The 24,451-nt window shown below is 51.6% G+C and carries 23 protein-coding genes and 1 pseudogene; 14 read left to right on the top strand and 10 right to left on the bottom strand.

Translation table 11 applies throughout. From position 1 onward, the window contains the following. Positions 1-21: 21 nt before the first annotated feature. From B156_RS0114255 to B156_RS0114210, 10 genes are all read left to right on the top strand, one after another. The gene (locus tag B156_RS0114255; RefSeq protein ID WP_425423309.1) at positions 22-918 is read left to right on the top strand and encodes a T9SS type A sorting domain-containing protein; all 897 of its coding nucleotides are present in this window, start codon (positions 22-24) and stop codon (positions 916-918) included. Between the two features lie 76 nt (positions 919-994). Next, entirely contained in the window at positions 995-2,311 is a 1,317-nt protein-coding gene (locus tag B156_RS0114250) for a tetratricopeptide repeat protein (protein WP_018620415.1), read from the top strand. Between the two features lie 27 nt (positions 2,312-2,338). Continuing rightward, positions 2,339-2,734: a hypothetical protein gene (locus B156_RS0114245; RefSeq protein ID WP_018620414.1), complete on the top strand. Its 396-nt coding sequence runs from the start codon at positions 2,339-2,341 to the stop codon at positions 2,732-2,734. A gap of 226 nt (positions 2,735-2,960) precedes the next feature. Continuing rightward, a complete protein-coding gene (locus B156_RS0114240; RefSeq protein ID WP_018620413.1) occupies positions 2,961-5,234 on the top strand; it encodes a TonB-dependent receptor in 2,274 nt (757 codons plus the stop codon). A gap of 81 nt (positions 5,235-5,315) precedes the next feature. Beyond that, positions 5,316-6,791, top strand: a complete 1,476-nt coding sequence (locus B156_RS0114235) for an acyl-CoA synthetase (protein WP_018620412.1) — start codon at positions 5,316-5,318, stop codon at positions 6,789-6,791. Between the two features lie 3 nt (positions 6,792-6,794). Then, entirely contained in the window at positions 6,795-6,920 is a 126-nt protein-coding gene (locus B156_RS32395) for a hypothetical protein (RefSeq protein ID WP_018620411.1), read from the top strand. After that, complete coding sequence (locus B156_RS0114225; protein ID WP_245563742.1) at positions 6,917-8,464, top strand: sodium:solute symporter family protein; 1,548 nt, start codon at positions 6,917-6,919, stop codon at positions 8,462-8,464. The genes B156_RS32395 and B156_RS0114225 overlap by 4 nt, the downstream gene beginning before the upstream one ends. 136 nt (positions 8,465-8,600) lie before the next feature. Next, positions 8,601-9,059, top strand: a complete 459-nt coding sequence (locus B156_RS0114220) for a hypothetical protein (protein WP_157627033.1) — start codon at positions 8,601-8,603, stop codon at positions 9,057-9,059. 130 nt (positions 9,060-9,189) lie between these two features. Next, positions 9,190-10,044, top strand: coding sequence for an EamA family transporter (locus tag B156_RS0114215; protein WP_245563741.1), 855 nt, complete (start codon positions 9,190-9,192; stop codon positions 10,042-10,044). A gap of 133 nt (positions 10,045-10,177) precedes the next feature. Next, positions 10,178-11,518, top strand: a complete 1,341-nt coding sequence (locus tag B156_RS0114210; protein WP_245563740.1) for a sensor histidine kinase — start codon at positions 10,178-10,180, stop codon at positions 11,516-11,518. A 117-nt stretch (positions 11,519-11,635) separates the two neighbouring features. Here the strand turns inward: B156_RS0114210 and B156_RS0114205 are convergent, their stop codons facing one another. Both B156_RS0114205 and creD read right to left on the bottom strand, forming a co-directional pair. Then, the gene (locus B156_RS0114205) at positions 11,636-12,454 is read right to left on the bottom strand and encodes a sugar isomerase domain-containing protein (RefSeq protein WP_026260828.1); all 819 of its coding nucleotides are present in this window, start codon (positions 12,452-12,454) and stop codon (positions 11,636-11,638) included. Positions 12,455-12,536: 82 nt separating this feature from the next. Continuing rightward, on the bottom strand, positions 12,537-13,931 hold the full coding sequence (gene creD / locus B156_RS0114200; protein WP_026260827.1) for a cell envelope integrity protein CreD: 1,395 nt from the start codon (positions 13,929-13,931) through the stop codon (positions 12,537-12,539). Positions 13,932-14,073: 142 nt separating this feature from the next. Here creD and pgmB point away from each other — a divergent pair, with 142 nt between their 5' ends. Continuing rightward, the gene (gene pgmB, locus B156_RS0114195) at positions 14,074-14,730 is read left to right on the top strand and encodes a beta-phosphoglucomutase (RefSeq protein ID WP_018620404.1); all 657 of its coding nucleotides are present in this window, start codon (positions 14,074-14,076) and stop codon (positions 14,728-14,730) included. A gap of 88 nt (positions 14,731-14,818) precedes the next feature. On the opposite strand, the gene kdsA is transcribed toward pgmB, so the two are convergent. Genes kdsA through B156_RS0114160 form a run of 7 tightly spaced genes read right to left on the bottom strand, consistent with a single transcriptional unit; the run spans position 14,819 to position 19,098 of the window. After that, on the bottom strand, positions 14,819-15,670 hold the full coding sequence (gene kdsA / locus B156_RS0114190; RefSeq protein ID WP_018620403.1) for a 3-deoxy-8-phosphooctulonate synthase: 852 nt from the start codon (positions 15,668-15,670) through the stop codon (positions 14,819-14,821). Positions 15,671-15,681: 11 nt separating this feature from the next. Then, positions 15,682-15,906, bottom strand: coding sequence for a DUF2283 domain-containing protein (locus B156_RS0114185; RefSeq protein WP_018620402.1), 225 nt, complete (start codon positions 15,904-15,906; stop codon positions 15,682-15,684). A gap of 4 nt (positions 15,907-15,910) precedes the next feature. Beyond that, positions 15,911-16,183 (bottom strand): DUF4258 domain-containing protein, encoded by a 273-nt coding sequence (locus B156_RS0114180; protein WP_018620401.1) that lies wholly within the window; start codon positions 16,181-16,183, stop codon positions 15,911-15,913. A gap of 3 nt (positions 16,184-16,186) precedes the next feature. Next, positions 16,187-17,284: an iron-containing alcohol dehydrogenase family protein gene (locus B156_RS0114175; RefSeq protein WP_018620400.1), complete on the bottom strand. Its 1,098-nt coding sequence runs from the start codon at positions 17,282-17,284 to the stop codon at positions 16,187-16,189. Positions 17,285-17,343: 59 nt separating this feature from the next. Further along, a complete protein-coding gene (locus tag B156_RS0114170; RefSeq protein WP_084757740.1) occupies positions 17,344-17,664 on the bottom strand; it encodes a DUF2442 domain-containing protein in 321 nt (106 codons plus the stop codon). Then, positions 17,603-17,893 carry a DUF4160 domain-containing protein gene (locus tag B156_RS29210; RefSeq protein ID WP_018620398.1) on the bottom strand — a complete coding sequence of 97 codons (291 nt, stop codon included), beginning with the start codon at positions 17,891-17,893 and terminating at the stop codon, positions 17,603-17,605. Before B156_RS29210 ends, B156_RS0114170 begins: the two co-directional genes overlap by 62 nt. After that, positions 17,893-19,098: a DegT/DnrJ/EryC1/StrS family aminotransferase gene (locus B156_RS0114160; protein WP_026260826.1), complete on the bottom strand. Its 1,206-nt coding sequence runs from the start codon at positions 19,096-19,098 to the stop codon at positions 17,893-17,895. The genes B156_RS29210 and B156_RS0114160 overlap by 1 nt, the downstream gene beginning before the upstream one ends. Positions 19,099-19,374: 276 nt before the next feature. Between B156_RS0114160 and B156_RS0114155 the strand changes: the two genes are divergently transcribed. Further along, positions 19,375-20,106, top strand: coding sequence for a dioxygenase family protein (locus B156_RS0114155; RefSeq protein ID WP_026260825.1), 732 nt, complete (start codon positions 19,375-19,377; stop codon positions 20,104-20,106). A 58-nt stretch (positions 20,107-20,164) separates the two neighbouring features. Here the strand turns inward: B156_RS0114155 and B156_RS32185 are convergent. Then, positions 20,165-21,680, bottom strand: a pseudogene (locus B156_RS32185) (glycoside hydrolase family 97 catalytic domain-containing protein); the annotation flags it as partial. 156 nt (positions 21,681-21,836) lie between these two features. Here B156_RS32185 and B156_RS0114145 point away from each other — a divergent pair. Both B156_RS0114145 and B156_RS0114140 read left to right on the top strand, forming a co-directional pair. Beyond that, positions 21,837-22,823: a DUF2268 domain-containing putative Zn-dependent protease gene (locus tag B156_RS0114145; RefSeq protein WP_018620395.1), complete on the top strand. Its 987-nt coding sequence runs from the start codon at positions 21,837-21,839 to the stop codon at positions 22,821-22,823. Positions 22,824-22,999: 176 nt separating this feature from the next. Next, entirely contained in the window at positions 23,000-24,391 is a 1,392-nt protein-coding gene (locus B156_RS0114140) for a DUF6600 domain-containing protein (RefSeq protein WP_018620394.1), read from the top strand. Positions 24,392-24,451 lie beyond the last annotated feature (60 nt).

Genomic DNA, 24,451 nt, shown 5'->3' with positions numbered 1-24,451 from the left:
AACTTCTCTTCGCTGGGTCTTGTGGGAGCGGCCGTGCTGGGTCTGACCAACCCCACCTACGCCAACATCAACATGCAGTTCATTCCCAACATGGACGGTTTCCCCAACGGGCGCCGGCTNGAGGATGACGTGACAACGATTGAGTTGCAGGCGGTGGGTGGTGTGGTACTGGCGGCCATTGGCCTGTGGTACGACGATTATGACCCCAAAACCAGCCCAAGTCCGGTAACACCGATGCTGGGTGGTGTATTAGGCTTCAATGCGGGTGTAACCAAGAATGATACGACCCTCAAAGCGGCCTTCCCATTTGTACAGGACCCCTGGAGAGGCTTCATTGGTAACCAATATATGGGACCAGACCAGCCAGTAGCCGCGAAACCGCTGGCAGCAACGGTGGTAGGCTTCAACTGTAGTACGGGTGCAATTACCTTCGGCCGTGTTGGTGGTGATGCCAACCGTACCGTTGAGTACCAGGCTGCCGGTGTAACCCTGTTTACGACCAACGTAAATCAGAAGATAGAGGCTGAATTGCTGAGGGATGTTAGTAGCCGCCGTATACTGGTGGTGCAGGCCCGTTACGTGGGCGATCCAGCATCAATGGTTACCTACAATTTCGACTTCCGTACCCCCTGTGGTCAGGCGCGTGTAGCGGCCGAAAATGTAGCTCCGCTGTCGATGCGTTTGCTGGGTAACCCCACCACCAACAGCGACGTAACGTTTGAGGTGAACGGGGCCGTTGGTCAGACGCTGAAACTGGGTGTTACCAACAGCCGGGGTCAGTTCATCAATCAGAAAACAATTTCTGAAGCGGGAACGGTCGAACGGCATACGCTGCCATTAGGCGAACAGCCAGGCACCTACTTCCTGCAGGCATCAACGCCAACGGGTAGCCAGACGATTAAAGTTATCCGTCACTAAGTAAAACCCGGTAAGCCGACTGCGTACCTTCGCGCAGTCGGCTTATTTTTTGTTACTACATCTTCATTCTCTCTCTATGAACAATTCCATTACTTCTGGTAAAAAAGTCTTTTTACTTTGCCTTCCGGCGTTTCTTTTTCTGTTATTGCTGGCACAAACCGGTTGTACCAATAAACAGAAGGCAGAAACCGAGAGCACATCCATCATGGACATACCGCCCCTTTTTGAACGGCGGGGTGAGTTAGCTACGGCTGTAGAGTGGCAGCGGACAAAAGAAAAAGTGGCCGAACTGAACGACAAGATCAGAAAAGAGCCCAATGATGTAAAACCCCGGCTTCAGATTGCCATGATCTATCTGGCCGAAGCCCGGATTACCGGTGAGCACCCTTATTACTATCCGGCAATTTTGAAAGTGCTGGATGGTGTGCTGGCAATGGACCCCAAAAACTTTGAGGCTACCACCTTTAAGTCATCCGTCAAAATGTCGCAGCACCAGTTTGTCGAAGCCCGCGACCTGGCCGAAAAAGCCCGTCAGATTAACCCGAACAATGCGTATGTATACGGTGTACTGGTCGATGCCAATGTAGAGTTGGGAAATTACGAGGAAGCGGTAGCCATGTCCGACAAGATGCAGGCTCTCAAGCCCTCGCTGGAAGCTTACTCCCGTGCTTCGTATCTGCGCGAAATTTATGGTAACTACCCCAGTTCTATCGAAGCGATGAAACTGGCGGTTCAGGCTGGTTTGCCCGGCTCCGAACCTCAATGCTGGAGTAAAAACACCCTGGGTCATTTGTACGAAACAACTGGTCAGCTGGATAAGGCCGAAAACCAGTACGACGGCATTCTGGTTCTTCGACCCAGTTATGCGTTTGCAATGGCCGGAAAGGCCCGGATTCAGAAGGCCCGCAAGCAATATGACCAGGCACTGGCCACGCTGGATAAAGCGGTTAAAATAATGCCCGAATTCTCGTTCCACGAGCAGATGGCCGACATCTATGCCTTGCAGGGAGATACCGACAAAGCCACCAAAAAATACGCCGAAGTCGTTAAAATGCTGGATGAAGATGCCCGTTCGGGTCATGCGGTCGATCTGGAATTGTGCAAGCTTTACACCAAAACCGGTCAACTGGATTCGGCGCTGGTATACGGGATGAATGAGTACAAAAAGCGACCGAACAACATCGATGTCAACCATGCGCTGGCCTGGGTCTATTTCAATAAGCATGATCTCAAGAATGCCCAGCAACATATGCAGGTTGCTATGCGTACCGGAAGTAAAGACCCGGAATTATTACAGGAAGCAGGAGCCATTGAACTGGCCCTGGGCAATGCGGACCAACATCAGAAATTGGTGGCAGCCGCCCGCAAAACAAACCCCAATTATACGTTGTAGTTTTTTCCACAAATCATTCTCTTTACAATGCTCCGCTGTCTCCTCGCATCTTTGCTGCTAATCAACTACCTGCTGGTGGTTGGCCTGGGCTGCATTAGTCGCCCGGAAGATCAGCAGGAGTTTGTGCTGGTGCAAACGAGTGAGGCCGGTAAGCAGTATCAGGAATGCCGGTATATGCGCATGGATGGCCTGGAGAATTTCCTGCTGGAGTCATTGGCCAGCCGGTATCAGAAAGCGACCGATACGCCGAAGCACCATATAATTTCGACGGTTAGCGGTATTGACTCCCATTACCTGCCCTGCACGCAGTGGCTGACGCATGAACCTGTCTATAAAGACACGATTAAACCATTGAGTTCCGGCCAGTATACCATCCCGCCTGGGTATGGCTGGCCCATGCAGTTACCTCCCAGGCTGGCGTAATCCCCGACTGCATTCCGGTTAGGGTACAGCGTTCTCTTCTTAGCCACATACGGCTGTTTATTTTCTTCTTCCTGCGCGGCCCTGCGGTTATCTCCTGCCATTGTATTGAGATAATTGTATTGCGCCCGACACCTGCACAACTGCCTTTGCAACTTGTGAGGTAACTGCTTATACGGCATAAAAGACCAGAGAAACGGGTGTTGAATCGCTCTATTTACCAGTAATAATGAAATTTCTATACGCTGTCCTGATTATAGTACTGGTTAGTGTACAAACGTATGCCCACCTTGGCCACTTGTCTGGTAAGGTGTACGATCAGGCAACCAACCTGCCTCTGTCGGGCGTAACTGTACAACTGGTGGGACTAGGCAAAGCTACCCTGACGAATGAACTGGGCCAGTACCGCTTCGACGGATTGGTGGCTGCTCCTTACAAAATTGACCTGTCGCACGTGGGGTTCAAAGCACAACTAATCGATGTGCTTGTGCAGGACGACCAGACCACGTTTGTGAGTACGATGCTGTCGGCCACATCAGTCGACTTGAGCGAGGTGATTGTTTCCTCGTTGCGGGCGCACGATCAGCAGCTCATCAGTAGTCTGGACATTAAACTACGCCCAATCATCAATTCGCAGGAGATTCTGCGGCTGGTGCCGGGTTTGTTTATTGGTCAGCACGCGGGCGGGGGCAAGGCCGAGCAGATTTTTCTGCGTGGCTTCGACCTCGACCACGGGACTGATATTCGCCTGACGGTGGACGGTATGCCGGTCAATATGGTGTCGCACGCGCACGGGCAGGGGTATGCCGACCTGCACTTTGTTATTCCCGAACTGGTAGAAGGGGCCGATTTCAAGAAGGGGCCGTACCACGCCGATAAGGGTAATTTTACCACGGCGGGTTGGGTCGATTTCCGAACCCGCACCGCCCTCGACCGTTCGTTCGTAAAACTCGAGGCCGGGCAGTACGGGACGTACCGGGCTGTGGCCGGACTGGATTTACTGGGCGCAAAAGGAAAGGCCAAAAACCAGTCGGCCTATCTGGCTTCGGAATATTCGTTCACCAATTCGTATTTCGATAATCCGCAGCATTTCAACCGGCTAAACGTCGTCGGGAAATACCATGGGCATCTAGCCCCCAATACTAACCTGACCCTGACGGGTTCCACGTTCTGGAGTAAATGGAATCATTCGGGGCAGATTCCCGAACGGGCAGTAGCCTCGGGCCTGACTGGCTTTTTCGGGTCCATCGACCCAACCGAAGGGGGCGAAACCAGCCGGACAAATGTCAACGCCCAACTCGTAACGGTAACGCCCCGAAACCACGTCATTAAAAATCAGTTTTTCTACAGCAACTATAACTTCGAGCTGTATTCCAACTTCACGTTTTTTAAAAATGACACCAGTAATGGCGATCAGATTCGACAAAAAGAACGCCGGAACCTATTCGGATACAATGGCAGCTACTCCGTTGAAACACGCGTTGGCCGTAGTCACTGGACCACCACTGTAGGGGCACAGTACCGGCAGGATGTGACGCATCACACCGAACTGTCGCACACGAAGGACCGGATTATCACGCTGGACCAGATGAACTTCGGCAACATCAACGAACTGAACGCGTCCGTATATGCCGATGAGTTGATTGAGGTATCGGACCGGTTCACGATAAACGCAGGGGTGCGGGTCGACTATTTTCGGAGTCAGTACGAAGATTTGCTGGCCCAGCCCGTCACCAAAAAATACGCGACGGATGCCATCGTTTCGCCTAAGCTGAATGTGTATTACACCCTCAATCCACGGGTACAGCTATACCTGAATTCGGGCAAAGGGTTTCACTCCAACGATGCGCGGGTAGTGGTACCGCAGGGTGGACTAACTGTTTTACCACCGGCATACGGGTCCGATCTGGGGTTGATTGTCAAACCATTTTCCCGGTTGCTCATCAACGCGGCTGCCTGGTACTTGTGGCTGGCGCAGGAGTTTGTTTTTGTAGGAGACGAAAACGTGGTGGAACCCAGCGGCCGGTCACGCCGGTATGGTGTCGACGTATCGGCCCGGTATCAGATTACCAGCCGGACGAATGGAGCTAACCTCTACGCCGATATAGACCTCAACACGGCTACCCCCCGCTCCATCGATGCTGAAACGGGGCAGAATTACCTGCCGCTGGCCCCCCTGTTTACCTCAACGGGCGGGCTGTCGCTGAAAAGCAATGATGGCTTCAGTGGCTCAATCCGCTACCGCTACATAGCCGATCGACCCGCTACCGAGGATTATTCGCTGGTGGCAACCGGTTATTTTGTCAATGATTTGCAGGCTAACTACAGTCGCCGGAATTATGCCCTTGGGCTATCGGTGCAAAACCTGTTCAATGTGCGCTGGAAGGAAACGCAGTTTGCCACCGAAAGTCGCCTGCGTGGTGAAGCTTCACCCATTACTGATATTGCGTTCACCCCCGGAACCCCGTTTTTCGCCCGGCTCAGCCTGACCTATTTCTGGTAAGAGGGAAAGTAATGCTTGTAAAAGCTAAATATAGTAGGAGGGGCAAGGGCAAGGCTTTACTGACTAAACGTCAATTGTTACATGCTCAACCTCGTTCGGAGAGCCCAAAATCACGCTGAAAATACCGCTATCATTTCCGATGGCGAGTCGTACACCTATACCCAGTTACTCGAGCAATCGGCCCTGTTTGCGCAACGATTACTGAATGGCAGGGATGACCTGATAGAAGCCCGAGTTGCGTTTATGGTTACACCCGGTTTCGATTACGTGCGGGTGCAGTGGGGTATCTGGCGGGCAGGTAGCATTGCGGTACCGCTTTGCCTGACCTATCCGCCCGCTTCACTCGACTACGTGTTAGCTGACACCGGGGCCAACATTGTTGTGGCTTCGGCTCGTTACTCAGCCATTGTCAAACCCCTGGCCGAAGCGCGGCAGATTCGGTTCATCGAGCTGGAGGAATCGGACGAATTTAATGCCGTAGCCCTGCCTGATATCGTGCCGGAGCGGAAGGCAATGATCCTGTATACGAGCGGCACCACGAGTTTACCAAAAGGCGTGGTAACGACCCACGCCAACCTCGATGCCCAGATAACCTCGCTCGTGACGGCCTGGGAATGGCAACCTACCGATCATATTCTGTGCGTTTTGCCGCTGCACCACGTGCATGGCATTGTAAACGTGATTGGATGTGCCCTGTGGGCGGGTGCGTGCTGCGAGTTCCTGCCCGAATTTTCGGCGGCCGGTGTATTTGCGGCTTTTCAGCGGGGGAGCCTCAACCTGTTCATGGCTGTACCGACCATCTATTTTAAGCTGATTGCCTACTGGGAGAGTCTACCCACGCCGGAGCAGGAAGCCCTGACCGCCGTGATGCGATCATTCCGGCTGATGGTGTCCGGGTCGGCCGCGCTACCCGTTACGGTGATGGAAAAGTGGGAACGGGTGAGCGGACAGATTTTGCTCGAACGGTACGGCATGACCGAAATCGGGATGGCCATCAGTAATTCCTACCGGGGTAAACGCGTTCCCGGTCATATCGGGCAACCGCTGGCGGGTGTGAGTATTCGACTGGTCGATGACCATGACCAACCCGTTACCGATGGGCAGCCGGGCGAGATTCAGGTGCAGGGGCCAACGGTGTTTCAGGAATACTGGCAGCGGCCTCAGGCCACGGCCGATGCCTTTACCGATGATGGATGGTTCCGCACCGGCGACGTGGCTGTGGTCGATGACGGAAGCTATAAAATTCTGGGTCGCAGTTCTATCGACATCATCAAATCGGGCGGGTATAAACTATCGGCCCTGGAAATTGAAGAGGTTCTGCGAACGCACCCGGCCATTGACGATTGTGGCGTTATTGCCCTGCCCGACGAGGAATGGGGCGAAACGGTAGCCGCCGTTTTAGTAGCCATTCAACCCATTGACCTGGCCGAACTGAACCAATGGATACGGACGCAGTTGCCGCCGTATAAAGTGCCCCGCCAGTACCGGGTGGTGGCCGAACTACCCCGCAATGCGATGGGTAAAGTGACAAAAAATGACCTCAAACAACTTTTCTGACCAATGGATTTCCTAACCGCCTTCCCGTACTGGGCCATTCTGGTCATCATGATTGTCAACGCCATTGCTGTACAGTTTATGAAAATAGATGTACAGGACGAAGAAAAGGAAAAAGAGCCCACCAAATGAACTACCTCGCTAACCACGCCACCGTGTTACTATGCATGGTGGTTTATCTGGGCCTGATTATTACCCTCGGCTGGTATCTGCAACGCCAGTCGGCCAAAACCGTCGGGGAATATTACCTTGCCAACCGCCGGATACCGGGCTGGGTGGTTTCACTGGCCTTCTTCTCGACCTTCATCAGTACTAACACCTACATCGGGCAGGCGGGTGAATCGTTTCGGTACGGATTGTCGTGGACGTGGGTGGGGCTGTTCTGGGCCATTTTCTGCGTGGTGTCGTGGATGATACTGGGTCCCCGGATGCGCAACCAGAGTATCCGGCTTAAGTCGTTTACCGTGCCGGATTATTTTCAGCTTCGATACCAGAGTCCGCTTTCCCGGAGTATCCGGGTGCTGTCGGCCTTCATTATCCTGTTTGCCACCATCTGGTACATGACGGGTATTGCCAAGGGCATCGCGCACCTGCTGCAATCGGTTCTCGACGTGCCATACATATATGGGGCGGGTTTTATGCTGTTTTTTACCTGCTTCTATACCATTTCGGGGGGTATGTACGGCATTATGTGGACGGATGCCGTGCAGGGTATCCTGATGTTCGCGGTGGCTCTCCTGATGCTGGCCCTGCCATTTGTGTACGTGGGTGGCTACGATGTGCTGATGGCTAAACTGGCCTACGTCGATCACGTGTCCAAAAAAGGAACGCCCATCGGCAGCGGGCTGGTGAACTTCGGGCAGTTGACCTCGTTTCTGTACATCGCCGGAATTGGGCTATCGGTGGGCATGAAACAGATTTCCGAGCCCAAGCTGCTCATTCGGTTCTATACCGTCAAAGACCGGAAGGGAATGAAGTTCGCCATGACCTGGACCCCCATTTTTATGGGTGTGTCGCTGGTGTGCGTCATGGGGCTGGGTGCCCTGGTACACGCGATGGTTACCACGGAAGAAGCCGCTTATCTGGTCAATAATACCGACGAGGTGGTGGGCTTTATGCTGAAAAAATTCAACAGCCCCCTTGTCAGCGGCATCTGTTTGATGGGTCTTTTTGCCGCTGGCATGGCAGCCCTGGCATCGGTGACGCTGGTGGTGGGCACTACGCTGGTTAAAGATATCTGGAACGTATGGCGACCCATGCCCGTTGAGCGCATCATTCCGCGCACCAAACTGGTGATGTTGCTGTACTGCGTTCTCGTATACTACTTTACGTTATTTCCTCCAGCGGGCGTGGTGGAGCTATCGGCCTTTGCCGGGTCGGTGTACGTAGCCAGTTTTCTGCCCACTATTTTCGGGGGATTGTATTTCCGCTGGGGCACGGATTTGGGGTCAGTGGCGTCGATGGTGACGGGTATTGTGGTAAACATTATCTGGCGGTTTGGCGTACGGCCCAATTACGAATCACTGGCCGACGTACACGAGGTTTTCCCCGCGTTTATTGCTTCATTTGTTGTCTACATTATCGCTAGCTACCTGACTGCCAACCGAAAACCAAGTGAGGAGCACCTGAGCGTTGTGTTCGGAACGGAGCAGCTTGCCAGTCAGTCCAGTGGTTGATGAGTACGATGAAGCTGTCTGTTCAGTCCGTTTTTTGTTTACAATATCATTGACGTAAGGGAAGGAGAAATTGTTGATAAAATCTTTTATCAGCGTTTTCGTTATGAGCCTATCACGCACCATAACGAACTATCCAATGCGTTACTTACCCCTACTTCCATACCTCGTTTGTACAGGGCTTTCCCTGTCGGCAATTCCAGCCGCATCGCAAAATCAGCCTTCCAGCCGGGAGCCAACATACAAGGTGTTTGTGTATGAGAACGGAATGCTCATCAATCCCAAAACGGGCATCTCCGTTTTGGCTCAGTCGATACAAATAAGAGTAGCACTTACGGATAGTAGCCTCGATAGATACCCGTATTTGAAGCCTTCGGTCATTGTCAAAAATTTGATTGCCAGCCATGTTCGAAATGGTAGACGGATAATGCTATATCCAGTGGATTTCTTGTCGAATTTTCTTTTGATGGAAACTCCTCAGGCCGGTGATAAGATTTCGATCGTATCAGCTAATTTACGAGTGGAGACCAATGAGGGGATGACCCGTAAATTGACCCGTAAATTATTATTAGTACTTCCCGTTTATGCGGAAAAATAACGATGGGTGCCTGTATCCAAAAAGTAAAGACGTGCCTCAACAATTGCCGTTGGCAGGATACTTTATACTAATTTGCCGGGACTAGACCATCAATCAATTGGTAGAGGCTTTTCTCCTTTCTGGTGCCGTTTTGCTGCGAATTCTTTCCAACGCTACTGGAAACGTCTTTCAGAAAAAACTCACGGCCAGCGGGAATAACCCGTTGGCCGTCAATTTCCTCACGTACTTTCTTTTGTCAATTGGCTGCCTCCCCATTGCCATCAGCGTCAACTGGCGGGTGTTGCCGGACTCATTCTGGTATTACTCGGTTCTCGGCGGCATAGTGGGTGCTCTGGGCAACGGTTTTCTGGTCAGAGCACTCCAGAAGGGGGATCTATCGGTGCTGGCTCCTATCAATTCGTACAAGTCGGTTGTCAGTATTCTTATCGGCATTTTCCTGCTGGGAGAGGTACCCAATGGGTGGGGCCTATTGGGTATTATGCTGATTATTTACGGAAGCTATTTCGTACTGGACACCACCGAAGAACGGTTTTCCCGAGCCTTGCTAAAGAAGCCCGAAATCCAGTTTCGCCTGTGGGCAATGGTCCTGACGGCAGTGGAAGCGGTATTTGTCAAAAAAGTGGTACTGGCCTCGTCAACAACCATTGCCTTCATTAGCTGGTGCTGGTTTGGGGCTGTTTTCTCCGGGCTTCTCCTGTTCGTTTATCGGCTGGATATGAAAAGCGAACTGAGCAAAATCAGTCAAACGGACCTTATCCAATACGCCTTTCTCATTGCCTGTGTGGGCACCATGCAGTTTACAACCAATTACGTTTTCGACCGTATGCCCGTTGGCTATGCGTTGTCATTATTCCAGCTTTCGGCCATTGTCAGCGTGCTTTTGGGATACCGGCTGTTCAACGAGCAGGCCATCCGGCAAAAGCTGATCGGGTCGGCTCTTATGATAGCTGGTTCTGTCGTAATTATCCTGCTTAAAAATGTCTAGCCGGAAAACCGCGCTGCAATACTCTATCAGTCAACCCTTTCTAAAAAAAAGAATGAACGGTACTTGATTTGGCTCAGTTTTCCATAATTTTGAGATTGGCTGATTTTATCCGCCCCTGTCTGATTAGTAGCATATGAAGAGTCATCTACCTAACCCAGTGGAAAGTAACCGAATCGATGCGTTAAAAAGTTACGAAATTTTGGATTCATTGCCCGAACAGGACTACGACGATATTACCAAACTCGCTTCCGAAATCTGTCAGACACCTATCTCACTCATAAGTCTTATCGATGAAACAAGGCAGTGGTTTAAGTCCAACCACGGCCTGCCTATTCGGGAAACACCCCGCGAACTTGCTTTTTGTGCGCATGCCATCATCAACCCAAACGAAACGATGGTGGTCACGGATTCGAGAGAGGATGAGCGATTTGCCCAAAACCCGCTCGTAACGGGTGATCCAAATATTGTTTTTTATGCAGGTGTACCCCTGGTGGATTCGGATGGCTTCGCCCTGGGTTCCCTCTGCGTTATCGATCGTACCGTCCGCCAGTTGTCTCAAAGTCAGTTAGCCGCGTTGAAAACTCTCGCCAGGCAGGTTGTGCATATGCTGGAGCTAAGAAGAGCAAATGCAGTTCTGAAAGAAAGTGAAGAACGGTACCGACTTCTGTCGGTTGACCTGGACCAGCAGGTACAGCAACGGACGAAGGAGTTACTCACGGCTAATGAAGACTTACTGGAAGCCAATAATTTACTGACACGGTCGAACGATAACCTCCAGAAGTTTGCCTACGTAGCCTCACACGATTTGCAGGAACCATTGCGCAAAATTCAGGCCTTTGGCGATCTATTGAAAAAGGAGCTGGCATCAGCTTCCAGCGAAGGACTGGATTATCTGGATCGGATGCAGAGTGCCGCCGGCCGTATGTCGACCCTGATTCGGGACCTGCTCAACTATTCGCGTATATCCAACCGGCTGGATACGGGTAAAGCACTATCGCTTAATGACGTTGTGCAGGAAATACTAACCGATTTAGACCTGACCATTGCCGAGACCGGAGCTATCATGAGCGTCGGCGAATTGCCAACCATTACGGGGGAGGCCTCCCAGTTGAATCAGCTCTTCCAAAATCTAATTAGCAACGCCCTGAAATTTCGCCGGCTAGATACCGTTCCCCACATTCAAATCACCGCCCGACCGGTAAAAGCGGCTGATTTAGCCAATACAATAAAACCGGCACGATCTGCTGACATGTACCACCAAATCGACGTTATTGATAATGGCATTGGCTTTGAAGAAAAATACCTGACCCGTATTTTCGAAGTTTTCCAGCGACTCCATAGTCGTAGTACGTTTGCGGGTACGGGCATCGGCCTGGCCATCTGCGAAAAAGTCGTTACCAATCACGGCGGGGCTATTACGGCTGCGAGTCAGCCCAATCAGGGGTCGGTCTTTAGTATATTTCTTCCGGTATAGACTGCTTTGTGCAGCTATGTTCACCCATTCCAGCGTATCCTTCGTACTACCCTGCCCCGGCGGTTTGACTTAATTGCTCATCGGCAAAACCAGCTGCCTCCGAACGGTTTTGAGGATTCAGGGCACTACCGGCTTTTGCGGTTCACTGACGTACGAAGGGATACCCACGCGTTCGTACAGTTTAGCCAGCCGGTGAGCATGCTCGTCGTAGGCGCTTTCAAATAAGGTCACCGCCCGTTCCGGTCCCACAACATTAGCCGCTGACAGGACAGTGGGTGGGCATCCCGCCTGGGTAAGCAACCCGGCGACTTCAGCCTTGATACAGTTGACCAGCACAGCCCCGCCCACCGTTGAACCCGGTGCCACCGGTGTGTCTAACCCCGGAACGGTTACCATCGCATCGCCTGCGGGCGCACCCGTATCCAGAATCAAATCGGCAAAATCACTCAGCTTTTTACCATCCGGGCGCTTGCTAACGCTTTTTTCGGCGTGTTGTTTCGTAATCAGCGCCACCACCTTAATGCCCTTCTGTTGGAATAGTTCAGCCATTTCAATAGGGACGACGTTACAACCGCTGGACGAAATGACCAGTGCCGAATCCTGCGCCGAGAGGTCGTAGTTGCGTAGAATACGCTGGGCCAGCCCCGGCACATTTTCCAGAAACATGGCTTGCCGCTGTCCGTTGGCACCTACCACCAGATTATGAAATGAAAGAGATAACTCCACAATAGGGTTGAACCCCGCAAACGAACCGTAGCGGGGCCACATCTCTTCCACCATGATGCGGCTGTGACCACTACCGAACAAATGGACCATCCGGCCCGCCAGAATCGTCTGGCTAAACCATTGGGCCGCTTGTTGAATGGCATCAACCTGCTGTCCGGCCGTATCCAGCATAGCGCTGGCTTTTTGAAGGTACTGATTCGTTAAGGACATGAGCAGACAGTTGGTAATAAACGCGGAATAAGCGGGGATGTGTAACCCAAAAGTACACATCCCCGCTTATTTACCACCCCCGCTACGCCTTTACTACTTCCGCCGGTTCATACGCCCGGTACCAGTCGATGTGGCGGGTCAGGTACATAATAACGCCCAGGATGAGCAACAGCCCAAAACTGCCCAGCAACAGGGAGTAATCTTCCAGTTGGAGCAGCGAATAGAAAAATCCGTACAGCAATGCCAGTACAGTGCTGAATAAAACCGTCAGGCGCAGATTCCGGAAAACATAGCGGACGTAGCTGGTAATCAGTCCCAGAATAATAACACTCCCGATCAGATACGCCCAGTCGAACGGCATGTGCTCGGATATGGATAGCAGCAACAGATAAAACAGGCAGATGGCAAACCCAACCAGCAGATACTGAATGGGATGGATACGCCGACGGTCGAGAATTTCGACGAAGAAGAAAGCGACAAATGTAAGCATGACGAACATAATGCCGTACTTAGCGGAGCGCATCGTCTTCTGATACTCATCCACTGGTAGTAAAAGCCTGACCCCAAACGCCGGTAGTTCATTCGGTTGATTGGCTGGACTGGCTACCTCTCCCCTACCCGACCTGGTTAAAAAATCACCGATACCCTGTTGCGGAAAATTCCGGTTAAACTGTAATACTTTCCATCTGGCCTCAAAACCGCTGGCCGTAATTTGTCGCTGGTCGGGTAGGTAGGAGCCGGTAAAACTGGGTGTAGACCAGGGTGATTGTAGCCGTACCCGCGTTTCTTTACCCAGTGGCAAAAAACTCAGCTGGGTACTGCCATTCAGGTTGAGGATGGTTTCAAACGCATACGCGTCGGCATTCAGTGCCAGTGGGATACTGACGCCCGATGGCAGAATGCCGCCCCCCGCAATGCCGGGTTCAGCTTCTATCAGCTGGCCGTTTAACCGAACTGTAATGGCTTCCCGTATGCCCTTTACATCACTGATACCAAGCGACAAAATAGCCTTGTCCCATTGCATCGCACTGGCCGACAGACCCAAAGCCGTTACTGAAGGCTTCTTAAACCGCCCTTTTATGGTAAGCCGGGTATTGTAAAGCATGACAGTAAAAATACCCCGGCTGCGCTTCTCCGGCTGAATATTCCCATCAAACTGCAAGTCGTCAGGTAAAAAATGAGCATACTCCGTCCGAACCGGATCATTTTCATCACTAGTGGCAATTTCGTACGGTACAGATAATATCGGTCCACCGATAACCTGTTCAGCCCCCCACTTTGCACTAACCTCGGCGACGGCCATGTTGCGCGTCGACTCCCGTTCGGTAATCAATGATTGCAACATCGACGTTGGAATCAGCAACACTAGCACCAGAATACCGATTACGGCCAGTTTTAGCATGGTAGAGGTACGAACCCAGCGGTTTACGCGGTCGAACATAGAGAGTGACTGCTCAGAAGGAAATGACGGTTCCATATTATTTATATTTAAAAGTACTTTGTAATACAAAGTAAGTAAAACGCTTTCTGATTTTACAAATGCCGGGGCAAGTATTTTTTTGCAACGTACCAGCAATCGTTGAATCGGCTACTTTTGCCGTTCGCCAACCTGAAAGAACATGTCCATCAATGCATTTTTATTCGACCTCGATGGGGTCATTGTCGATACCGCTATATACCATTATCAGGCCTGGAAACGGTTGGCCAACGAACTTGGCTTCGATATTTCGGAGGAATTCAACGAAGGGTTAAAAGGTGTTAGTCGCACCGACTCACTGGATTTAATTCTGGCCCACGGCGGCCTATCGTTACCGGAGGAGAAAAAAACCGAACTGGCCACCCAAAAAAATGAATGGTATCTGGAACTCGTCAGCCGGATGACATCCAATGACATTCTGCCGGGGGTACCCGCTTTTTTCGCGCAGGTTCGGCAGGCCGGTCTTAAAACCGCGCTTGGCTCCGTCAGTAAAAATGCCCCGATGATTCTGGCGCGCATTGGCATGACCGATGCCTTCGATGCTATTATTGATGGAAACAAGATCAGCAAAGGCAAACCCGACCCGGAAGTATTTACCAAAGGAGCGGAAGAACTGGGCGTTAGCGCTGCCGAATGCGTCGTGTTTGAAGATGCCGTTGCGGGGGTAGAAGCGGGCAAGCGGGCAGGCATGTTTGTGGTGGGCATCGGAACGCCCGATGTGCTCACAAAAGCCGATATGGTTGCACTCTCGCTGGAAAAACTAACGGTAGAGGAGATACTCAAACAGGCTGCTGCCTGATGCAGCAACCCTACAAAAGAAAGGGTGTTTTTGGTATCTGTTTCTCGAAACTGACACCACAAACACCCTTTCTTTCTACACCAGGTATTCAGGCCAGTTCGGGCAGGGCATTACGGTATTTCACTTCCACGGCGTGCAACTCGATCAGAGGTTTCATAAACTCTTCCAGAAAGCGGATATCCAGTTGACTGGCCGCGTCGCAAAGAGCTTCGGAGGGGCAGGTGTGGGTTTCAACGAACAAACCATCGACACCCGCAGCAACGCCCGCCCGGGCCAGCACGGGAAGATATTCCCGCGCACCGCCTTTGGCATCGGCCGATGGTATACCATACTTACGAATAGCATGCGTTACATCGAATACTACCGGGTAGTTGGTGCGGGCCATGTGGTAAAAAGCACGCGGGTCAACCACTAAATCATTGTAACCGAAGGTGAAACCACGCTCGGTCAGGATAATCTGGTCGTTGCCCGAATCTTCAATCTTTTTGACCGGATGCTTCATGTTCTCCGGCGCCAGAAACTGACCGTGCTTCACGTTAACGACCTTACCCGTTTTGGCAGCGGCCACCACCAGCATGGTTTGCATACACAGATAGGCCGGAATCTGGAGTACATCAACGACGTCAGCAGCCGCAGCACACTGGTCGGGGTAATGAACGTCGGTCAGCAGGGGGAAGCCGAACTGTTCCTTCACTTTAGCCAAAATCTTCATGCCTTTGTCGAGGCCCGGGCCATTGTAGTAATTCAGGCTGGACCGGTTATCCTTCTGAAAGGATGACTTATAAATGATTTTAATGCCGACCCGCTCCTGGATTTCGCGGAGTTGCTCGGCCACTGTCATCATGATTTTTTCGTCTTCAATAACACAGGGGCCGCTGATGAGAAACAACTCATCCGAGCCGCATTCGATGTCGCCAACGTGAACAATTTTCTGAGACATAATTTTATTTGTTAAGCGGCCAGCAATTGCGTGGGCAAATTTTCGACAATCAATTCAGGAAGCTGACCATGATTAAGAATCTCCGATGCGTCTAGCACTTCAATACCCACCAGGAGTTCGCCGGGACCAATGTTTAGCGATATTTCGTCCGTCAACTGAACAGTACGACACTCCTGCGGACCATCAACCAAACGGATGTACAGTGCATCAACTGATTTGTCGTAACTGATTTTCATAGTTTTAAAAGTAGTAAGTGTACACTGTAATCACGGTAACAACATTTTCCTCCACAACAAAAACAGGTTCTACCTGTTTGAGTGCGTAAAATCGACCATGCCATTCCAAGCCGAAGGTAAACGTAAATTTTGCTTTTTGTCGGTTCTTCTTCGCTATTTCATGAACACCATGCCGAATGGCCTTCTCCATCTCTTCCACCGTTGTTCCCCGTTCAACGGCTTGTTCCTGAGCATGTTTGGAAAAGTTAATGACGCAAGTCGTGAAATCAGTCTCCATAGATCACAACCGACGGAACAAATCTTTCAGTCCGTCAATCGTGATAACCTCCTTCCAGTTGTCGCCAATGGCGTGCAGCCACATGTGCGGCAGGCCGTACGATACGTGGGCCATCTGCGTAAGAATATCATCGTTCCATTCTTCTGATAAACCCTGGGGTAAGTCAATCTGGTGATACGCGACCATGTGTCTGAACTCGGCCACACCCTGCGGATAGTAGTCCTCCAGGTGGTTCATGATGAGGCAGTTGGCATAACAATGGCGCATGCCCAGAATCTTGGACAGCCCGTAGCTAAGCGCGTGGCAAACCCCTACTTCGGAATACGTCAGACTCAACCCACCCATCAGCGAAGCTACCATGAGTTTATCGTCGTTTTCCGGCGTTTGTCCCGAGCGGTCACCGAGGTAAATTTCCCGGCAGAGTTTCATGGACTGCTCGGCATAGGCGTGAGAATAGGCATTGTTCAGGTTCCCGTTCTCCGACTCGATGCAGTGAATGTAGGTATCCATACCCGTATAAAACCACCAGTTACGGGGTACGGTAGCAATCAGTTCCGGGTCGAGGATGACCTGGTTGAACACGGTCCATTCGCATTTAAGACCCAGTTTTTTCTCCGGGCCGGTCAGTACCGCCGTCATCGACACTTCGGCACCGGTACCCGAAATGGTAGGAACGCCGACGTGGTAGATACCCGGTTTTTTGATCAGGTTCACGCCCTGATACAGCGTCGATGACCCCTCGTTGGTAAGCATCAGTGAGAGCGCTTTAGCAATATCCATGATGCTCCCCCCGCCAATACCAACCACACCCGACGGGAGTCCTTTTTTGGCCAGAATCTCATCGCGGAGCTGGTCAATCTGACTGGTCGTCGGCTCGTGCTCTTCGACGCTGATGTAGTAGGTCAGGTCTTCGGCATGAGCTGGTACGCGCTCTTCGAGGGGCTTCCCCTTGAAGTAATTATCAACCAGGAAAACGAAATACCCCTCGTTATCAGCCCGGTGGTGAGCGATAATTTCATCGAGTTGGGAGAAGCTTCCCCGACCAAAAACGGTCTTCTCGATACCTTTAAAATTCTTATGCGTGGTTTGTGTTGCTACCATTGTATTAAAAAAGTCGTTTAGGCTGAAAGTAGGTTCACTTGTCAGGTTCCACTGGTTACTTAACTACTCGATGAATTGGCGGGATTCCGGGAGGTATATAAGACGTTTTTTACACCTATAATCTCATCGATATCATCCCAGAAAACGTGGTAGGCCGAATAGGAAAATTGCTGTCTTTGCTCTGGCGTTGCCTTAGCCAGAATCGAAGACCACGCTATTGGCCAGGCAATAGTCCGGCCATCCTCCAACTCAAAATGTACGCGCAAATCATCTACCCAAACATTTGTTAGAATGGGTAATTCAGCAATCGTTACCAACTCAGGCGTTACGCTTGATTTTGTAGTTGATTGTGAGGTTGTTGCTTTTGCAATAGTTGCCATACGCTTCCTGAATAAAAGTCATTTGACTGGTTAATGTTGCTTCAATATTGTTCAGTTCGCGCTGTTTGAAGCTTTGGGATTCTGCAAGTTCGTAATTCCCATCAGCAAAAATCCAATACTTGCAGAGTTTACGAGCACCATCTCCTACGTGGATGTGAAACAGCTCGTTCAGCAAATCGAACATGACAAAGAAGAAGCGGAATCCACCGTCGGTAAATAACGTCGGCATTATGCTTCGACCAGTACTGCTTTCCGAACGGCGGCTTCAATATTGGTGGCTAGCGTCGCCACTTCTTCCGATGTCCAGGTAGCCCGGATACCAAACGAAATCAACCGGCCGATAACGGCCTGGGCGTTGGGAATGTCGAGGTTCTTATAGTCCTGCGGTGCACCGAACTTCTCAATGGGCAGGGCCGAAGCCGTCCGCATCTCCTTAATATGGTCCCACTGATTGATGAAGTGGTACATATTCGTAAACCAGTAGTTGAAACCACCCACGCTCGCAGCATTAAGTTCGGTTACGACGCGCCCGGCCGCTTCGGTATCGGGTAGCAGTATATTCAGGAACGTAGCCGAATCGCCATCCGGGTCGGGAATCCGCGCAAACGAAATACCCGGCACCTGGCCCAGGGCATCCATCAACTGCTTTTTGTGGCTGTTGTTGCTACGGATAATTTCAGGAACCCGGCGGGTTTGCACCAGGCCTACAGCCGCGTGGAGTTCGCTAATGCGGTAGTTGAATCCCAGAATGGGGTGTTGTTCCATCCCCCGGTTACTACCGATGTGGTCGTGCCCGTGGTCGGAATAGGAGTCGGCATGTTTGTAAGCGGTTTCGTCGTTCGTCACCATGATTCCACCTTCACCCGCCGTAGCAATTTTGAAGAAATCGAACGAATAAGCCCCGGTTTTGCCCCAGAGTCCCGTCGAAACTCCTTTGTAGCTGGCTCCCATCGCCTGTCCGGCATCTTCGACCAGTACCAGATTATGCTCCCTGATAACGGCCATTATCGCGTCCATATCGGCCATTTGCCCGCACATATGTACCAGGCAAACGCCTTTGGTGCGGGGCGTAATGGCCTTGCGAATACCTTCCGCACTAAGGCAAATTGTTTCGTCAATATCCGCGAAAACGGGTAGAGCACCCACCATTAGTACGGCTTCTATAGTGGCGATGTACGTAAAGGGAGGGACAATAACCTCGTCTCCCGCTCCAATACCGGCGGCTGCCATCGCGCACAAAGCGGCCGTTGAGCCACTCGATACGGCGTGGGCATACTTTGCCCCAACCAATTTGGCTACTTCCGCTTCAAACTCGCGGGCTTTGTAGATGTTGTTGCGCTGTGCTTCGTGGTTGTACCGAAACAGGATACCGGTTTCCAGCACATCGTTGATTTCGCTGCGCTCAGCGGCTCCAAAAAATTCCATTCCTGGCATGACGTAATCCGTTTATAGGGTTGCCTGAGAAACGTGGGTTTCTATTGGCCATTATTTTTTTACAAAAGTACAGGATTTAGACGGAGAACGATACGCCCCTCTACGACCGGATATACCCATACTGCAACGAAAGATATTTGTAGCGCGTAAGTTAGATCAATAACGTCACCCGGTACGTTGTGTTCTGCCAGCCATGAACTGCCTCGATAGCGTGGCTTTTCGCGAGGGGATACCATGTGGGTGCGACAATTGAAAAAGTACTTTTTACTGAAAACTATGGAGCGTAAAGAATTTTTAAAACGGGGGTTTACCAGTTTACTGGGTATAGCTGCCATTGCCCCGCTGGCAGAGGCATGCCAAACAAAGATTGTAGACCCCGGCACTTCCTCAACGGGTTCCACGAACGGCAATTCAGCTACCAACTGCTCCGTTACACCATCGGAAACAGAAGGGCCGTTTCCCACGAAAGTACCCGCTAATTTTATTCGAAAAGATATCACCGATGGGCGCACGGGTGTGGCCCTGGCGGTTACTATCACCATCAAAAACGCCAACGCCGGTTGTGCCGCACTGGCGGGTGCCCTTGTCGATATCTGGCATTGCGACAAGGATGGTTACTACTCCGAATACGGCGGGTCGGGTGCCCAGAACGTCAATCTGACAACGGTCGATTTTCTGCGCGGTCGTCAGACGACGGATGCGAACGGGCTGGTTAGTTTCACATCTGTTTTTCCGGGCTGGTATTCGGGTCGGGCACCGCATATTCACGTACACATTTACAACGCAGCCGGAAAATCCCTGCTGGTAACCCAGATTGCCTTTCCCTACGACGTAACGAATACCGTGTATACCACGGCACAGGCACAGGGCTACACCAAAGGCGCACAGAATACGACCAACGAACGGGACGGCGTATTTTCGGATGGCTTCACGACGGAGTTAGCGACCTTGTCGGGTAGTGTTTCGGGCGGTTACATGCTGACGCATACAATTGTAGTGAATGCCTGAAAAAATCCCGGCGGTGGCTTATTCACGGAACCGGGATTTTTTGTCTTACTGGCAACTTCTAGCGCTTGATGAACTGAATGGCACAACCGCCCCCTTTTGCCAGATGAATCGTCAGGGGCGTGGTGGCTGTTACCGTTTTTTTCTCAATTACATAGGCTTCCGGATTGGTTTGCCAGTCGGCCGTGGGCGCGTCGCGGTAGATTGTCGCTTCGTAGGTTTTCCCCGGTTCCAGAAAAGCCAGGTTGATAGGCATGTCGCGGCTGTTTTCGTCAGTAATAGCGCCCAGGTAGCAACTATCCGTTCCTTTCTCTTTCCGGGCAATAGATACGTAGTCGCCCGGTTCGGCAGCCAGTATGTTGGTGTCATCCCAATCCACCGGCACATCCCGGATAAACTGAAAGGCATCGAGGTGCTGCTCGTAGTTTTCGGGTAAATCAGGCACCATTTGCAGTGGGCTATACATGGTTATATATAGCGCCAGTTGCTTGGCCAGCGTCGTTTTGACCCGCTGGGTACGGTTTTTCTCGAACTGATTCAGTTGAAAGTGGAAAAAGCCCGGCGTAAAATCCATCGGCCCGCCTAGCAGCCGGGTGAAGGGCAAAATAGTCGTGTGTTCCGGCGGCATACCCAGCGTAGGTGCATTATGAAATTCACTACCCCGGGCGGCTTCGCTCGCCATCCAATTGGGATAGGTGCGGTGTAGGCCGGTGGGGTGCGCCGACTCGTGGGAGTCGAGCATGAGCTTGTACGAAGCCGTTTTTTCGGCTACCCGCTGGTAGTGGTTAATCATCCACTGACCATCGTGGTGTTCGCCACGGGGAATAATCCGGCCTACATAGCCGGTTCTTACCGTATTGATGTCGTGGGCCACCATAAACTGGTAGGCCGCATCCATCCGGCGCTCGTAATTAGTGACCGAGCCGGACGTTTCGTGGTGCATAATGATGCGGACCCCTCTCTGGCGGGCGTAGGCGGGCAGGGAATCAATATTGTAATCGGGATAGGGCGTAGTCGAACACATTCTCCTTCCAGTTGCCAAACCAGTCTTCCCACCCCACATTCCAGCCTTCGACCAATACACCATCGAAGCCGTATTTGGCGGCAAAGTCGATGTACTTTTTTACATTCTGCGTGTTGGCCCCGTGTTTACCGCCCGCTTTTTCCCAGGTAGCTTTGCCGATGTGCATTTCCCACCACATACCCACAAATTTCTGGGGTTTTATCCACGACGTATTCCCGATTTGTGCCGGTTCGTTCAGGTTCAGGATGAGTTTGGAGGCCAGCAGATCAGTGGCTTTGTCGCTCACCAGAATCGTTCGCCAGGGCGTTTTGGCGGGGGTTTGCAGGTACGCTTTGTTGCCCACGGCATCGGGTGTGAGCTGGGAGGTCAGCGTCAGGGTTTTCTTATCCAGTTGCAGGTGCATAACGGGATAATTGAGTAACGCGGCTTCGTACAGGCTGATATACAGTCCATCGGCGGTTTTGCACAGCAGGGGTGTCTGGATTGCATTAGGGCCAATCACCGATTTGAGGGCGATGTCCTTCTCTTTGTCCGCTGCCTTAACGGCTTCTACCAAAGCGTTGAACCAAACAGTATCTTGATATCAGCGGAGTTTAACTGAACTAAATCCGTCAGAAAGCCGCCTGGCAAAAACTATAGTTTACTTCCCTGACATGGGTACAAATGGTGTTACTTTGTCATAGCAAGTGACCCCCTAAAACGAATACACATGCAACCCACCAATAAACTGACGAGAAAAGCAATACGCCTGTTTTCCACGTTGTTTGGCTGCTTTGTTAGCTTCGTCAGTTACGCACAGATTGATTTACACACGGAAGACTTACCCCGTTTTTACGAAGCGTTCGATAGTGTACTGACAACTTCCGATACCGCCAAACAACTCAGATTTATTCAGCAGTTGTATGTTGACAAAGCAAGCACTGGCTTAAAGGAGTTTATGGTTCTGCGGGGTGGAAACACGCAGAAATGGCGAAAATACATCGAGAGCAACAAAGCCGATTTGGTTAAAAAGAGACCCCAAATTCTTTCTGTTCTCAACCAGAAGCCGGAAATCCTGAAGAAGGTTGCCGTTTTGAAAAAGCTTTACCCTGACTTTCGTTACGGCAATATCTACTTCTGCGTCGGGATTGGCAATTCGGGTGGCACTATACGCGACAGGACTGTTTACATCGGCACCGAAGTAGCCGCCAACGCACAGCCGGACTGGTCGGTTTACCTCGTTATTCACGAGTTTGTACACACGCAGCAATATGAGCAGCGAAACTTCAACCGGCTGATGAGTGATACAACGTTGGTTAGCCAGTACGAGAAAACACACGAAAACCTGCTTGGTCAATGCCTAAAAGAAGGCATGGCGGATTTTGTGACCGAGTTAGTCCTGGGGCAGCGTCTGGATCAGCTTAAACCCGATGGATACATAGCGTTTGGCTTGCAACATGAGCAACCCATTTGGGAAGCGTTCAGGAAAGAAATGAATCAACCAATCAACTGGGAAGGGGGATGGTTGTACAATGTGCGAAAGATTGAGGGGAAAGAGGCCCGGGATCTGGGGTACTTCGTAGGGTATCAGATTTGTAAACGCTACTACGAGAAGGCCAGGGATAAGAAGAAAGCACTGGCTTACATGATTGGCCTGGATTTAACCGACAAAAATTCCGAAAAATTTCTGGCGGCTTCGGGGTATAATCCCGAGTGAGCATAGAATAGCCACTGGCGCACTCACCAGGCCCATCCAGCGTAACGTCCAAAAGCTCGCCGGTAGAGAAGCGGGCGTTTCAGGATGTCATAAATACATCGGTCGTCGTTAAACGTTTGGTGTGTTAGAGCATCTAACTGCCGAAACGTCTGAGACGTTGCCTAATAACACAGACAATGACGACCATCCTGAACAAACTAACCATAACCAGCCTGTTCGCGCTACTCGCCTTCGGCGTGTTTTTCGCGCAGCCACTGTCGGCCCAGCCGGGCTACAGTGTGCCAGTCGATGCCTTTTATGGTGAACTGGCACCGTACGGGCAGTGGACAAACTATCCCGGCTATGGTAGTGCCTGGATACCCAATGCCGGGCCCGATTTTCAGCCTTACGCCACCGGTGGGCACTGGGTTATGACAGAGTACGGCAATACCTGGGTATCGGACTACGACTGGGGCTGGGCACCGTTTCATTACGGACGCTGGCTGTATGACCCTGGTTACGGCGGCTGGCTTTGGCTACCCGATACGGAATGGGCACCAGCCTGGGTATCGTGGCGGTCGGGTGGCGGGTACTATGGCTGGGCACCGCTTGGTCCCGGTGTGAACATAAACATTAATATTCCGGCTCCTTACTGGACCTTCGTACCACAGGTGTACATTACCAGTCCCAATTTGTACGGTTACTACGTACCCCGCAATCGGGCGAACTATATTTATCAGAATACCACCTACATCAACAACGTGTACCGGTACAATAACCGGTCGTTTAACTACGGCCCGCCCCGTCGCGACATTGAGCGTATTACGCGCCGTAATGTTCAGGTTTACCGCATTGAGTCCATAAACCGGCCGGGGCGTTCGGTGGTGGGGAACGGCTCCGTCGGGTTCTACCGTCCGGATGGTGATGGTCGTGGTGCAACGAGTCGTGGACCAAGGGCTTACGGGCAGGGGTATAACAATCGAAATGACCCGTATACTAATAACGGCAGGCCTGACTATAACCGAAACAACAGTTCCAACCGGGGAAACAATGAGGATTACAACAATGGCTCAGGCCGGGTATATGATAACAACCGCGATGCTACACCGAGGGGAAGCTACAATGGTAACACGGCGCCCAACCGAACGTATAACAGCGATGCCGTACCGAACCGTGCGAACGACGGGGCAAACCGGGATTACAACACCACCCCGGGCCGGACGTACGACGGCAATGCAACCAACAGAGGGAGTTACAACGACAATGCACCCGCCAACCAGCGTGGCAACGCCGACATGACTCCCACACCGGACAATACCTCGTCTGACCGTTTTGGTCGCAGCCGCGGGACTTATTCACCGGGTGCCGCTCAGCCCGTTCCAAGTCCTCAAACGAATCGTGTATTCGACCGGGCTGAGCGGCAGGGTCCTGTTAATATGCCAACGGCACCGGGCGGACGGGGTAGTAGTGATGGACAACGAACACCGGAAGTCCAGAGCGCACCTAGTCCACAATCCTCTCCGGCTCAACCCCAGCAGGGAGCAGGTGGTTTTAATGGAGGTGCAGGCCGTCAGCGTGGGCCCCGGTAAACTATCAGTTTCATCTATACAGGGTCCTTCCTCTTCACTGGGGAAGGACCATTTGTTTTG

Origin of the sequence: Spirosoma luteum DSM 19990 (genome assembly GCF_000374065.1) — a bacterium.
In the GTDB taxonomy this organism is placed as follows: domain Bacteria; phylum Bacteroidota; class Bacteroidia; order Cytophagales; family Spirosomataceae; genus Spirosoma; species Spirosoma luteum.
Note: the sequence above shows the minus strand (reverse complement) of the source record. Positions and strands in the feature narration are given on the sequence as shown.

What these genes read in the sequence shown, in the direction of transcription:
- B156_RS0114180 (WP_018620401.1), bottom strand. Translation starts at nt 16,183, where the DNA reads ATGGAGACTGATTTCACGACTTGCGTCATTAACTTTTCCAAACATGCT.
- B156_RS0114160 (WP_026260826.1), bottom strand. Translation starts at nt 19,098, where the DNA reads ATGCCAGGAATGGAATTTTTTGGAGCCGCTGAGCGCAGCGAAATCAAC.
- B156_RS0114225 (WP_245563742.1), top strand. Translation starts at nt 6,917, where the DNA reads ATGAACTACCTCGCTAACCACGCCACCGTGTTACTATGCATGGTGGTT.
- B156_RS0114240 (WP_018620413.1), top strand. Translation starts at nt 2,961, where the DNA reads ATGAAATTTCTATACGCTGTCCTGATTATAGTACTGGTTAGTGTACAA.
- B156_RS0114155 (WP_026260825.1), top strand. Translation starts at nt 19,375, where the DNA reads ATGGAGCGTAAAGAATTTTTAAAACGGGGGTTTACCAGTTTACTGGGT.
- B156_RS0114170 (WP_084757740.1), bottom strand. Translation starts at nt 17,664, where the DNA reads ATGGCAACTATTGCAAAAGCAACAACCTCACAATCAACTACAAAATCA.
- B156_RS0114145 (WP_018620395.1), top strand. Translation starts at nt 21,837, where the DNA reads ATGCAACCCACCAATAAACTGACGAGAAAAGCAATACGCCTGTTTTCC.
- B156_RS29210 (WP_018620398.1), bottom strand. Translation starts at nt 17,893, where the DNA reads ATGCCGACGTTATTTACCGACGGTGGATTCCGCTTCTTCTTTGTCATG.
- B156_RS0114185 (WP_018620402.1), bottom strand. Translation starts at nt 15,906, where the DNA reads ATGAAAATCAGTTACGACAAATCAGTTGATGCACTGTACATCCGTTTG.
- B156_RS0114235 (WP_018620412.1), top strand. Translation starts at nt 5,316, where the DNA reads ATGCTCAACCTCGTTCGGAGAGCCCAAAATCACGCTGAAAATACCGCT.
- kdsA (WP_018620403.1), bottom strand. Translation starts at nt 15,670, where the DNA reads ATGTCTCAGAAAATTGTTCACGTTGGCGACATCGAATGCGGCTCGGAT.
- pgmB (WP_018620404.1), top strand. Translation starts at nt 14,074, where the DNA reads ATGTCCATCAATGCATTTTTATTCGACCTCGATGGGGTCATTGTCGAT.
- B156_RS0114220 (WP_157627033.1), top strand. Translation starts at nt 8,601, where the DNA reads ATGCGTTACTTACCCCTACTTCCATACCTCGTTTGTACAGGGCTTTCC.
- B156_RS0114250 (WP_018620415.1), top strand. Translation starts at nt 995, where the DNA reads ATGAACAATTCCATTACTTCTGGTAAAAAAGTCTTTTTACTTTGCCTT.
- B156_RS32395 (WP_018620411.1), top strand. Translation starts at nt 6,795, where the DNA reads ATGGATTTCCTAACCGCCTTCCCGTACTGGGCCATTCTGGTCATCATG.
- B156_RS0114175 (WP_018620400.1), bottom strand. Translation starts at nt 17,284, where the DNA reads ATGGTAGCAACACAAACCACGCATAAGAATTTTAAAGGTATCGAGAAG.
- B156_RS0114245 (WP_018620414.1), top strand. Translation starts at nt 2,339, where the DNA reads ATGCTCCGCTGTCTCCTCGCATCTTTGCTGCTAATCAACTACCTGCTG.
- B156_RS0114210 (WP_245563740.1), top strand. Translation starts at nt 10,178, where the DNA reads ATGAAGAGTCATCTACCTAACCCAGTGGAAAGTAACCGAATCGATGCG.
- B156_RS0114140 (WP_018620394.1), top strand. Translation starts at nt 23,000, where the DNA reads ATGACGACCATCCTGAACAAACTAACCATAACCAGCCTGTTCGCGCTA.
- B156_RS0114205 (WP_026260828.1), bottom strand. Translation starts at nt 12,454, where the DNA reads ATGTCCTTAACGAATCAGTACCTTCAAAAAGCCAGCGCTATGCTGGAT.
- creD (WP_026260827.1), bottom strand. Translation starts at nt 13,931, where the DNA reads ATGGAACCGTCATTTCCTTCTGAGCAGTCACTCTCTATGTTCGACCGC.